Annotated in this window: 9 protein-coding genes; 8 read left to right on the top strand and 1 reads right to left on the bottom strand. The window is 73.2% G+C overall.

The window, feature by feature from the left end; translation table 11 throughout:
- Positions 1 to 154: 154 nt before the first annotated feature.
- Entirely contained in the window at positions 155 to 679 is a 525-nt protein-coding gene (locus OG948_RS10780) for a beta-class carbonic anhydrase (RefSeq protein WP_406295765.1), read from the bottom strand.
- Between the two features lie 348 nt (positions 680 to 1,027).
- On the opposite strand from OG948_RS10780, the gene mraZ reads away from it, so the two are divergent.
- The 8 genes from mraZ to murD all read left to right on the top strand — a co-directional run bounded on the left by mraZ (position 1,028) and on the right by murD (position 12,291).
- The gene (gene mraZ / locus OG948_RS10775) at positions 1,028 to 1,468 is read left to right on the top strand and encodes a division/cell wall cluster transcriptional repressor MraZ (protein ID WP_406295763.1); all 441 of its coding nucleotides are present in this window, start codon (positions 1,028 to 1,030) and stop codon (positions 1,466 to 1,468) included.
- A 247-nt stretch (positions 1,469 to 1,715) separates the two neighbouring features.
- Positions 1,716 to 2,669 carry a 16S rRNA (cytosine(1402)-N(4))-methyltransferase RsmH gene (rsmH, locus tag OG948_RS10770; protein WP_406295761.1) on the top strand — a complete coding sequence of 318 codons (954 nt, stop codon included), beginning with the start codon at positions 1,716 to 1,718 and terminating at the stop codon, positions 2,667 to 2,669.
- A gap of 28 nt (positions 2,670 to 2,697) precedes the next feature.
- Positions 2,698 to 3,342 (top strand): septum formation initiator, encoded by a 645-nt coding sequence (locus tag OG948_RS10765; protein WP_406295759.1) that lies wholly within the window; start codon positions 2,698 to 2,700, stop codon positions 3,340 to 3,342.
- A 1,437-nt stretch (positions 3,343 to 4,779) separates the two neighbouring features.
- Complete coding sequence (locus OG948_RS10760; RefSeq protein WP_406295757.1) at positions 4,780 to 6,543, top strand: peptidoglycan D,D-transpeptidase FtsI family protein; 1,764 nt, start codon at positions 4,780 to 4,782, stop codon at positions 6,541 to 6,543.
- Positions 6,544 to 6,639: 96 nt separating this feature from the next.
- Positions 6,640 to 8,313 (top strand): UDP-N-acetylmuramoyl-L-alanyl-D-glutamate--2,6-diaminopimelate ligase, encoded by a 1,674-nt coding sequence (locus tag OG948_RS10755; protein ID WP_406295755.1) that lies wholly within the window; start codon positions 6,640 to 6,642, stop codon positions 8,311 to 8,313.
- On the top strand, positions 8,310 to 9,731 hold the full coding sequence (murF, locus tag OG948_RS10750; protein ID WP_406295753.1) for a UDP-N-acetylmuramoyl-tripeptide--D-alanyl-D-alanine ligase: 1,422 nt from the start codon (positions 8,310 to 8,312) through the stop codon (positions 9,729 to 9,731). The genes OG948_RS10755 and murF overlap by 4 nt, the downstream gene beginning before the upstream one ends.
- The gene (mraY, locus tag OG948_RS10745; RefSeq protein WP_395862430.1) at positions 9,728 to 10,786 is read left to right on the top strand and encodes a phospho-N-acetylmuramoyl-pentapeptide-transferase; all 1,059 of its coding nucleotides are present in this window, start codon (positions 9,728 to 9,730) and stop codon (positions 10,784 to 10,786) included. Before murF ends, mraY begins: the two co-directional genes overlap by 4 nt.
- A gap of 5 nt (positions 10,787 to 10,791) precedes the next feature.
- Positions 10,792 to 12,291, top strand: coding sequence for a UDP-N-acetylmuramoyl-L-alanine--D-glutamate ligase (gene murD / locus OG948_RS10740; protein WP_406295751.1), 1,500 nt, complete (start codon positions 10,792 to 10,794; stop codon positions 12,289 to 12,291).
- Positions 12,292 to 12,294 lie beyond the last annotated feature (3 nt).

The raw sequence follows: 12,294 nt of genomic DNA, 5'->3' as shown, positions 1-12,294 counted from the left end.
CGGCCCGGACAACGCGTCGTGCGACTCCGGAGGGTAGTCGACGCGGCGTGGGGGCGATCCGGTCGGCAGAAAAGGCTCGGCCGAGACGGGTCCGTCTCCTCGATGGTGCCGTGTCGAGCCGGAATCCGGGTCGACAAGATCGGGGCGACGGACCCTAGGACTGCGCGGGGCCGCCTTCCGGTTGCACGTCGGGGAGGGGGAAAACCTCGCGCAACAGGCCGGTGGTGACGTCGTATACGAATCCGCGCACGGTGTCGTTGTGCAACAGGAACGGTGACCTGCGGACCCGGTTCATCGACTGGCGCACGTCACCGTCGAGATCGACGAAAGCCTCCACCGCCCACTGCGGGCGCAGGCCGGTGTCCGCCTCCAACTCGCGGCGGAAATCCTCGGTGACGGTGAGCATGCCGCACTGGGTGTGATGGATCAGTACGACCTGCGTGGTGCCCAGGTGTCGCTGACTGATCGTCAGTGAACGCACCACGTCGTCGGTGACCACGCCGCCCGCGTTGCGGATCACGTGGGTGTCGCCGAGCTCCAATCCGAGCATGGCGTGCACGTCCAGACGTGCGTCCATGCAGGTGACGATCGCGGTGTGGCGTACCGGCATCGCCGACATGCCGGGGTTGCGGTACCCCTCCGCGTAGTGCCGGTTCGCTGCGACAAGACGATCGACCATGGTCAGGACGTTAGCGACCTCGGCCGCGTTTCGCTTCGTGGGGGGAGTCACACCGGCGAAGAGCGGATGACTCGTCACTATTTCCGGTCTATGGGTGCTAATCCCCGAATGGGAGATTCGTACCGGGAGCCCAGTGGTGCGGAGGTGGAAACCCGCGCCCGACGTGGGGGAGTGGCGTGCGGGGGGCGCGCAATCGGGTGGTTCTTTCGAGACACCCCTTCTGACCTGGGCTTTTGTCGAGGATGGGGACAGAGTGACGCGCCCGAAAAGGGTTGACCGTGGGGTTTGGTGGAGTAGAGTGGCGGGAAATGGAGCTGAAAAGCTCCACGCGGCGGCCGGAGGTGCTCGGTGTTCCTGGGCACATACGAGCCCCGGTTGGACGAAAAAGGTCGGCTGATCCTGCCGGCCCGGTTCCGGGACGAGCTGGCGGAGGGCCTTGTGATCACAAAGGGGCAGGAACGCTGCCTCTATGTGTGGCCCATCGCGGAGTTCACCCGGATCGCCGAACAACTGGGCAAGGCGCCGGTGACCTCGAAAGCCGCCCGGGACTACATGCGCGTGTTCTACGCGGGTGCCTCCGACGCGGTGCCGGACAAGCAGGGGCGGGTGCTGGTGCCGCAACCGCTGCGCGACTACGCCGGGCTCGACCGGGACAGCCGCGACTGCGTCGTCATCGGTACGAACACCCGGGTCGAGCTGTGGGCGACCGGGACCTGGCACGACTACCTCGCGGAGCAGGAGCAGTCCTTCGCGGAACTGTCCGAGGAGGTGCTGCCCGGCCTGCTGTGACCGAGGCGGCGACACCCCGTGCCTCGTACTCTCCCGAACGCGATCTCGCCCGTGGCGCACCTGCGGCGAGGTCTCCACCCGCTCCGAGCTTTCTGGCACTCCTTCCCCGGTGTCAGAGGTCACTTCCCCAGACGAGCGGGCGGGGACCTGGCGGCATGTTCTCCCGGCCGGTCGCGACTCAGCCTCTAGACTGCGGGTTTCCGCACGACGAAGGGCCCGGAGTGAACGCGACGATGGTGGAGGGGCCGTGACGGCGCCCGCCCACATTCCGGTCCTGCTGGAACGGTGCGTCGAATTGCTCGCCCCCGCGCTGCGGGCGCCCGGGGCGGTCGTGGTGGACGCGACGCTCGGGATGGGCGGGCACAGCGAAGCCCTGTTGACGGCCTTCCCCCGGGCGCGGCTGATCGGTCTGGACCGCGACCCCGAGGCGCTGGAGCGCTCCGGGGCCCGGTTGGCGGGCTTCGGCGAGCGCGCCACGCTCGTGCACGCGGTCTACGACGAACTGCCCGAGGTGCTGGACCGGCTCGGCATCGACCGGATCGACGGCATCCTGTTCGACCTCGGGGTCTCCTCGCTGCAACTGGACCGGGCCGACCGCGGCTTCGCCTACGCGCAGGACGCGCCGCTGGACATGCGGATGGACCCGACGGTGGGCATCACCGCAGCCGACATCCTGAACAGCTACACCGCGGGCGATCTGGCCCGGATCCTGCGCGACTTCGGCGAGGAGCGGTTCGCCCGCCGGGTCGCCGACGCGATCGTGCGCGAACGGGAGAAGGAACCCTTCACCAACAGCGCGCGCCTGGTCGACATCGTGCGCACCGCGATCCCGGCCGCCACCCGGCGCACCGGCGGCAACCCGTCCAAGCGCACCTTCCAGGCGCTGCGGATCGAGGTCAACGGCGAACTCGCGGTCTTGGAGCGCGCGTTGCCGGCGGCGGTGCGGGCACTGGCGCTGCACGGCCGGATCGTGGTGATGTCCTACCACTCGCTGGAGGACCGGATGACCAAGCGCGTGCTCGCGGCCGGCGCCGAGAGCAAGGCGCCGCCGGACCTGCCGGTGGTCCCGGAGGACCTCCAGCCCAGGTTCAAGCTGCTCACGCGCGGCTCGGAGAAGGCGAGCGAGCGGGAGAACGCGGAGAACCCGCGCGCGGCCTCGGTGCGGCTGCGAGCGGCGGAGCGGGTGCGGGAAGACCTGTGAATCGACGCGGCGGACGGGGGAGCCGGGGATGAGCGGCGCGGCGAGGACGATGACCCGCATCCGGCTGGCCGCGCACCAGGCGAAGGGCTCGACCCGGACGCCGTTCGTGGTGCTCGTGGTCGGCCTGCTCGGCGGCGGCCTGCTGTCGCTGCTCCTGCTCAACACCGCGCTCAACCAGGGCTCGTTCGAACTGAGCCGGCTGCAAAAGCGCCAGGACCAGCTCACCGACGACCGGGAGGCGCTCCAGCGCGAACTGGACGCCAAGGCCGCGCCGGGTGAACTCGCCCGACGTGCCCAGGAGTTGGGCCTGGTCCCGGGTGGCAGCCCGGTGTTCATCGACCCGGCGACCGGGCAGGTGCTCGGCGTGCCGAAGCCGGCCACGTCCAAGCCGCCGCTGGTCCCCGAGGCCCCGGCGACCGCCGCGGCCACGACGCCCGTCGCACCGCCCGCGGGCGGTGGAGGTCCGGGCGTACCGGTCGCCGCCGGGTCCGACCCGGCGGGAGCGGCGGCGGGCACCGGGACGCCGGCCGTGCCTCCCGTGCCTGCCGGGCCCGGTGCCTCCGCCGGGCCCGACGGCGCCGCCTCGGCCGTCCCGGTCCCGACGGCGGTGCCGCCGGCCTCCGACGCGCCGGCCGCCTCGGCAGGCCCCACGTCGCCGGAAGCGACCCCTTGACGCATGCCTTCGCCGACCGGTTCGCCCACCCCGGCGACCGGTCCCCTCGGCTCGGCGGGTCGGCCCGCACCCGGGACCGTTCGATCGATCCCGACGCGTCGGGCCGCCGGCGGCCGGTCCGGCGCCGCGCGCCGGCCCGCGGCGGGATCGCCCGGGTGATGTCGGGCGTCGGGCGGGTGGGCGCCGAGCGGTCCGCCGAGGGCGCGCGGGTCGGCTCCGATCATCGGCCCGCTCGTTGTACGTACGTGTCGCCGCGCGCGGCGCGCCGCCGAATCCAGGTGAAGGGACCTCGCGTTGACCGACGGACGCCGTGACCCCCGTGATCCGCGTGATCCCGACGAGCCGCGTTCGGCCGGGCGGGCCCGCCGGGAGCGCGGTGCCGACCCGGCCGCGTCTTCGCAGCGCCGACCCCGGCCGGCCGACGGCTCCGGGGCGACGGAGGGCCGACGCCCGCGCCCGGGAGCGGGCGAGGAACCGGCAGGGCCACGTGGCCCGCGCCGCCCGCGTGCGGGCGACGCGGAGCGGGCCGAGCCCGGTGCGGGTCGCCCACGGGCGGGTGCCGGGCAGCGGGACGAGCCCGGTGCGCGGACCCCGCGTTCCGGCCGTCCGCGTCGGCCGGGCGACGGGGAGGCTCCCGCGGCACGCCGGAGCGCCCGCCCCGGGGATCCCGACGCGCCCCGGTCGGCCCGCCCGGGCACGGCCGGCGGCCCGTCCGGTGAGCGCACGGCCCGGCCCCGCGGCGACGCGGCGGCCGACGGGCGCCCGACTCGGCCCCGATCCGGTGCCGGCGCGTCGGGCGGCGAGGACTCGGCCCGGTCGGGTGCCTCCGGAGGGCGGTGGGGCCGCCCGCGTGGCGGTGCCGCGTCGTCCGGTGAGCGGCCGGGCCGGCCGCGTCCCGACGGCGGCGCCTCGGGTGGGCTCTGGTCCCGGTTGCGGGCGGGGGACGCCGGCTCGGGCGAGCGTTCGGCCCGCGCCGGTGACGGGGCCCCCGGCGGGCGCCCGCCGCGCCCGCGCGGCGATGCCGGGTCGGCCGGCCGGTCGGCCGACGGGTCCGGTGCGGGTTCGGCCGGGTCCGGGCGGCGCACGGGTGAGGGCACGCGCTCCCGCGAGGAGCGTTCGGGCGCGCGTCGGCCGAGGTCGGCGGAGGCGTCGGTCGAGGGTGCTGCCGGTGCGCGCCCCGGTGTACGCCCGCGTCCGCGGCCGGACGCGCGGGGCGTCGATGTGCCCGGCCGTCCGGAGCGGACCCGGCGTCCGCGCCCGGTCACCGGTGACGGTTCCGCGCGCGGCGCCCGGGACGCCGTGCGGGCCGACCATGCCGGCGCACGCCCGGCGCGCCCGGCCCGACCGCGTCCGGGCGCGGCCCGGCCCGGGCGTACCCGCGACGCGCACGCCGCCGGGCGTCCCCGGCCCGCCCGGCGGCCCCGGAGCGCCGCCCGGATGGGCGACCCGCGCAAGCGGCTGCGGATCGGGCTGATCGCGCTCGGCGTGGTGCTGACCCTGTTCGCCGGCCGACTGCTCCAGTTGCAGGCGCTGGACGCCCCCGCGTACGCCGCGCAGGCCGCCGCCAAGCGCACCCAGACCGTCAACGTCCCGGCCGAACGCGGCGCGCTCACCGACGCGTTCGGGGTGAGCCTGGCCAAGTCGGTGGACGCGTACGACGTCACCGCCGACCCGACCCAGGTGCAGAAGTACGACCCGCACGCCACCGCGCTGGCGCTGGCCCCGCTGGTGAACGGCGACCCGGTCGCCCTCGAGGAGAAGCTGCGCACCCCCAAGTCCCGCTACGTGGTGCTCGCCCAGCAGGTCGAGCCCGCGGTGTGGAACAACATCCGCCAGGTGCAGAAGGACCTGGGCAAGGTGCGCCGCAACGACCTGGTCGGCATCTACTCGACCAAGCACAGCAAGCGGGTCTACCCGGCCGGACCGGTCGGCGCGAACCTGGTCGGCTTCGTCAACGCCACCGGACACGGCGGCGGCGGCCTGGAGATGACCCTGGACGGCCAACTGGCGGGCAAGGACGGCCGGACCACCCAGGAGATGGTCTACGGCCGCCGGGTGCCCACCTCCGACCTCACCGGCAGGGAGGCGGTGCCCGGTGCCGACGTGCAACTGACCGTCTCGCGCGACCTCCAGTGGTACGCAGAGCAGTTGATCGGCGCCAAGGTCGCCGAGACCAAGTCCGAGTCGGGCACCGTGGTGGTCCAGGACGTGCGCAGCGGACAGATACTGGCGATGGCCACCGCGCCCGGCTACGACCCCAACCGGATCGGCCCCGGCGACGTGCACAATCTGGGCAACCGGGCCGTCGAGGAGGCGTACGAGCCGGGCAGCACCGGCAAGGTGATGACCATGGCCGCGGTCATCCAGGAGGGCAAGGCCGCCCCGGGCACCCACGTGACCGTGCCGAACCGACTCGCCCGCGCCGACCAGATGTTCAAGGACGAGCACGACCACCCCACCCAGCAGCTGACCCTGGCCGGCGTACTGGCCAAGTCCAGCAACATCGGCACGATCCTGGCCTCGGAACAACTATCGCCCAACCGCGCCGAGGCCAACGCCAAGCTGCACGACTACCTGACCCGGTTCGGCGTCGGACAACCCACCGGGCTGAAGTTCCCGGGCGAGACGCCCGGCATCCTGGCCCCGGCGCCGAAGTGGAACGGCTCCCAGCAGTACACGATCCCCTTCGGTCAGGGCCTGTCGGTCAACTCGGTGCAGGCCACCTCGGTGTTCCAGACGATCGCCAACGGCGGCGTGCGGATCGAGCCGAGCCTGGTCAAGGGCAGCACCGGCCCGGACGGGAAGTTCAAGCCCGCCGCAGCGCCCAGGTCGAACGTCGTGGTCAGCCCGGAGACCGCCCGCCAGGTGGCCGACATGCTGGAGACGGTGGTCGCCGACGACGGCGGTACCGGCAAGAACGGCCGGATCCCCGGCTACCGGGTCGCGGGCAAGACCGGCACCGCCAACCGGGTCGATCCCAAGACCGGCCGCTACAACGGCTACACGACCTCGTTCATCGGCTTCGCCCCGGCGGACAACCCGCAGGTCGTGGTGTCGGTCACGCTCCAGGCCCCGGGCATCGACGGCGGCGGCGGCAGCCTGTGCGCGCCGGTGTTCCAGCAGGTGATGACCTTCGCGTTGCAGAGCCGCCGGATCGCCCCGAGCGGCACCGCCCCGGTAGACCTGCCGATCGAGTGGTGACCGGCACGGTGACCGGCCGCGTCCGCGGCTTCGCGGCCGGTCGCGGCACCGGGGCGAGGACGAGCCGACGGCCCAAAGCGCGGTAGCCTGCCCGCCGTGCCCAACCGTGATCTGCGCCGCCCAGCCGAGGTGCGCCCCCAACCGCTGACCGGCCTGGCCGGGTTCGTCCGTGTTCCGTTGACCGGGGCCCCGAGCGACCCGGAGGCGACGCTGACGGGCGTCACCCACGACTCGCGGGCCGTGCGCCCGGGGGATCTGTACGCCGGGCTGCCCGGTGAGAACTTCCACGGTGCCGTGTTCGCCGGGCAGGCCGCCGCGGCCGGCGCGGTGGCCCTGCTCACCGACGCGGCGGGCGCCGAACTCGCCACCGACAGCGGCCTGCCGACCCTGGTGGTCGAGGATCCGCGCGGCCGACTGGGTGAGATCGCGGCCTGGGTCTACGGGCGGCCCGCGGAGGACCTGGTGATGTTCGGCGTCACCGGCACCAACGGCAAGACCACCACCGCCTACCTGCTCGACGGCGGGCTGCGCGCCGGCGGCGGCACGACCGGGGTGATCGGCACCGTCGAGACCCGGATCGGCGAGGAGGTGGTGCCCAGCGTGCGCACCACGCCCGAGGCCACCGACGTCCAGGCGCTGCTCGCGTCGATGCTGGAGAACGGCGTCACCGCCGCGGTGATGGAGGTCTCCAGCCACGCGCTCGCGCTGGGCCGGGTCGACGGCACCGTGTACGACGTCGCGTTGTTCACCAACCTGTCGCAGGACCACCTGGACTTCCACGGATCCATGGAGGAGTACTTCGCCACCAAGGCGGACCTGTTCACCCCGCGGCGCTCGCGGATCGGCGTGATCGACGTGGACGACGCCTACGGTCGCCGACTGGCGGCGCTGGCGAGCGTGCCGGTGCTGACCGTCTCGGCGACGGGGGCCCCGGACGCCGACTGGCGGGCCGAGAACGTCGACTTCGGTCCGGACGGCAGCCGCTTCACCGTGGTGGGCCCGGACGGGCACAAGGCCGACGCGAGCGTGCGGCTGGCCGGTCCGTTCAACGTGAGCAACGCGCTGTTGGCGATCGTCGCGCTGACCGCGGGCGGCGTGTCGCTCGCGGACGCGGTCGAGGGTGTGGGCCGGACCCCGGGCGTGCCCGGGCGGATGGAGCGGGTGGACGCGGGTCAGCCGTTCCTGGCCCTGGTCGACTTCGCGCACACCCCGGACGCGGTCCAGACGCTGCTCGAGGCACTGCGTCCGGTGACCACCGGCACGCTGACCATCGTGCTGGGCGCGGGCGGCGACCGGGACCGGGCCAAGCGCCCGCTGATGGCCGGTGCGGCCGCCCGACTCGCCGACCGGGTCGTGCTCACCAGCGACAACCCGCGTTCGGAGGACCCGCTCGCGATCCTGGACGACATGCTCGCGGGCACCCGGGGGCCGGCCGAACCGCACGGCACCGTGCTGGTCGAGCCGGACCGGGCCGCGGCCATCGCGCTCGCGGTCGAGCGGGCCCGCGCGGGCGACACGGTCGTGATCGCGGGCAAAGGGCACGAACAGGGCCAGGAGTTCGCGAACGCGGTCAAACACCCCTTCGACGACCGTGTCGAACTGCGTCGCGCGCTGACCAGAACCATGCGAGGCGGCCCCGCGTCCCCGGAGCAGTCCGACGATGCGAGGATCGACACTCCCGCACCATCAACGCACACCCCGACGTCCGAGACCCCGACCCCAGGCGTCCCGGCGACCGGCACCTCGCGTGCCGAGGAGACGAACCAGTGATTTCCACCACTCTTGCCGAGATCGCAACCGCTCTCGGAGGGCGGCTTTCGGGCGGCGCGGATCCGCAGGCGCGCATCACCGCCGAGGTGGTCGTGGACTCCCGCAAGGTCGGCCCCGGCACGCTGTTCGTGGCCGTGCGCGGCGAGCGCGTCGACGGGCACGACTACGCGCGCGCCGCGATCGAGGCGGGCGCCGTCGCGGTCCTCGCGGAGCGCGACACCGGCACCCCGGCGATCCTCGTCGAGGACGTGGTCGCGGCACTCGGCCGACTCGCCCGGTCGATCACCGAGCGGCATCCCGACACCACGGTGATCGCGCTGACCGGGTCCTCCGGCAAGACGAGCACCAAGGACCTGATCGGCCAGGTGCTCGCCACCGCGGGCCCGACGATCGCCCCGAGCGGCAACTTCAACACCGAGATCGGCCTGCCGCTGACCGTCCTCGGCGTGACCGAGGAAACCCGGTACCTGGTCGCCGAGATGGGCGCGCGCCACGTGGGCGACATCGCCTACCTGTGCGAGCTCACCCCGCCCCGGATCGGCCTGGTGCTCAACGTCGGCTCCGCGCACATGGGCGAGTTCGGCGGACGCGAGGGCATCGCCCGGGCCAAGGGCGAACTCGTCGAGGCGCTGCCCGCCGACGGCGTGGCCGTGCTCAACCAGGACGACCCGCTGGTGCGGGCGATGGCCTCGCGCACCAAGGCCCGCGTGGTGACCTTCGGCGAGAGCGCGAAGGCCGACGTACGGGCCGAGAACGTGACACTCGACGAGCAGGGCCGGGCCTCCTTCACGCTGTGCGTGCCGGAGGGCAGTGCGCCGGTGATCTTGCGCCTGTACGGTGAGCACCACGTGGCCAACGCACTCGCGTGCGCCGCGGTGGCACGCGAAGTGGGCATGACCGTCGAGGACATCGCGGCGGCCCTCGGCGCGGCCGGTACGATCTCCCGCTGGCGGATGGAAGTCACCCGCAGGGACGACGGGGTGACCGTCGTGAACGACGCGTACAACGCCAACCCGGAGTCGATGCGAGCCGCGCTCAAGGCGCTCGTCGCGATGGCGGGCGGCAAGCGTACGTTCGCCGTGCTGGGTGCGATGCGGGAGTTGGGCGAGGAGTCGCTGACCGAGCACGACGCGATCGGGCGGCTCGCGGTACGCCTGAACATCCACCGGCTGGTGGCCGTGGGCGGCAGGGAGGCCGCCTGGATCGACATGGGCGCGAAGAACGAGGGTTCGTGGGGTGAGGAGTCGGTGCTGGTGCCCGACGTAGAGGCGGCCGTCGAACTACTCCGGGGCGAGCTGGCCCCGGGCGACGTCGTACTGGTGAAGGCTTCCCGAGGGGTGGCCCTGGAACGGCTCGCGGACGCGCTGTTGGCGGACGCGGCCGGGGACGACGTGAGCAACTCGGAGGTGCACGGGTGAGGGCCATCCTCATCGCCGGCGGCATCGCCCTGGTGCTGTCGCTGATCGGTACGCCGCTCGCGATCCGAATCCTGGTCAAGCGTGGCTACGGCCAGCTCATCCGGGACGACGGTCCGGCCGGACACCACAGCAAGCGCGGTACGCCCACCATGGGCGGCGCGGTGATCATCCTGGCGGCGCTCGCGGGCTACGGCGGTGCCAAGGCGATCACGCTGGAGACCCCGAGCGCGTCCGCGCTGTTGGTGCTGTATCTGATGGCGGGCCTGGGCCTGGTCGGCTTCGTCGACGACTTCATCAAGATCGTCAAGCAGCGCAGCCTGGGTCTGCGGGCCAAGGCCAAGCTGGCCGGACAGTCCTTCGTGGGCATCTCGTTCGCGCTGCTGGCCATCCAGTTCAAGGACGCGCGCGGGTTCACCCCGGCGTCCACCCACCTGTCCTTCGTGCAGGACACCGCGCTGGACCTGACGCCGGTGTTCTTCGTGATCTGGGCCTACATCCTGATCGCCGGGCACTCCAACGGCGTCAACCTCACCGACGGCCTGGACGGCCTCGCCACCGGCGCGTCGGTGATCGTCTTCGGCGCCTACACCTTCATCGGGGTCTGGCAGTACGGCCAGTCCTGCCTGAACGCCCCCGGCGTGGGCTGCTACGACGTGCGCGATCCGCTGGACCTGGCGATCGTGTCCGCGGCGATGATGGGCTCGTGTTTCGGCTTCCTGTGGTGGAACACGTCACCGGCGAAGATCTTCATGGGCGACACCGGATCGCTCGCGCTCGGCGGCGCGCTCGCGGGCCTGGCCATCCTGACCCGTACCGAACTGCTGTCCGCGCTCATCGGCGGCCTGTTCCTGATCATCTCGCTGTCGGTGATCATCCAGGTGGGCTACTTCAAGATGACCGGCAAACGGGTGTTCAAAATGGCGCCGCTCCAGCACCATTTCGAACTCAAGGGGTGGACCGAAGTACTCATCGTGGTTCGGTTCTGGATCATCGCCGGCCTGTGCGCCATTCTCGGGATCGGCATCTTCTACGCGGGCTGGGTTACGGGACAGTAAGAGACGTGAGTACGAAAGACCTGAGCACCTTCACCCATCACGGTGCGCCGTGGGCCGAGTTGTCGTTCTGTGTCGCGGGCACCGGGGTCACCGGCGCGTCCGCGGTCCGGGCGCTGCACGGCCTCGGCGCACGCGTCGTGGCGATCGACGGCTCCGCCGACGACAACGCCCGGCGGCGCGCCGAGGAGTTGGGCGCGCTGGGCGTCGACGTGCGCCTGGGCGACGACGAGAGCCTGCCGGAGCGGGTGGACGTGCTGATCGCCTCGCCCGGGCTGCGGCCCACCAAGCCGCTGTTCGCCGCCGCGCGCGCGGCCGGCGTGCCGGTGTGGGGCGATGTGGAGCTGGCGTGGCGGCTGCGCCCGCGGGAGAACCCCGCGCCGTGGCTGGCGATCACCGGCACCAACGGCAAGACCACGACCGTGCGCATGCTCGCCTCGATCCTGGAGGCGTCCGGCAAGCGGGTCGCGGCGGCCGGCAACGTGGGCACGCCGGTGGTGGACGCGGTGCTCGCCCGCGACGGTGACGGCGAACCGGCCTACGACGTTCTCGCGTTGGAGCTGTCCAGCTTCCAACTGCACTGGTTGCCGACCTGGGAGGAAAGCCCCAAGGACGACGCCGGCGCGCCGCGGATGCTGGCCGCGGCGGTGCTCAACATCGCGCCGGACCACCTGGACTGGCACGGCTCGCCGGAGGCGTACGCGGCGGACAAGGGCCGGATCTACGGCGGTTGCCAGATCGCCTGCGTGTACAACCTCGCCGACCCGCAGACCGAGCAGCTCGTGCACGAGGCCGAGGTCGAGGAGGGCTGCCGCGCGGTCGGCTTCGGGCTCGGCCCGCCGGGGCTGTCCGACTTCGGGGTGGTCGACGACCTGCTCGTGGACCGGGCGTTCGTGCCCGACCGGCACAGCACCGCGGCCGAACTGGCCGGCGTGGGCGACGTGAACCCGCCCGCGCCGCACAACGTGGCGAACGCGCTGGCCGCCGCCGCGCTGGCGCGCGCCTACGGCGTGCGACCGGTGGCGGTGCGCGACGGGCTGCGCGCGTTCCGGCCGGACGCGCACCGCATCGCGCACGTGGCCACGGTGGCGGGCGTCGACTACGTGGACGACTCCAAGGCCACCAACGGGCACGCCGCGGCGGCCTCGCTGGCCGCCTACCGGGACATCGTGTGGATCGCCGGCGGCCTGGCCAAGGGCGCGTCCTTCGACGACCTGGTCTCCGGCGCGAAGAACCGGCTGCGCGCGGTGGTGCTGATGGGCGCCGACCGCGCGGTGATCAGGGACGCGCTCGCGCGACACGCCCCCGATGTCCCCGTGGTGGAGGTCGCCGCGACCGACACTGGGGCCATGGAACAGGTCGTGGGCGAGGCGGCGGCGCTGGCGCGGCCGGGGGACACCGTGCTGCTCGCGCCCGCGTGCGCGTCGATGGACATGTACGCCAACTACGGCAAACGTGGCGACGCGTTCGCCGACGCGGTCCGCGGGCTCGACACAGCGGCCGGCTGACCG

This window comes from Embleya sp. NBC_00888 (assembly GCF_045207655.1).
Classification (GTDB): domain Bacteria; phylum Actinomycetota; class Actinomycetes; order Streptomycetales; family Streptomycetaceae; genus Embleya.
This window is presented reverse-complemented; position numbering and strand designations above follow the sequence as displayed.

Bases quoted from the DNA above. Each gene is read 5' to 3' on its own strand.
- OG948_RS10780 (WP_406295765.1), bottom strand. From the start codon at position 679: ATGGTCGATCGTCTTGTCGCAGCGAACCGGCACTACGCGGAGGGGTAC.
- OG948_RS10760 (WP_406295757.1), top strand. From the start codon at position 4,780: ATGGGCGACCCGCGCAAGCGGCTGCGGATCGGGCTGATCGCGCTCGGC.
- OG948_RS10765 (WP_406295759.1), top strand. From the start codon at position 2,698: ATGAGCGGCGCGGCGAGGACGATGACCCGCATCCGGCTGGCCGCGCAC.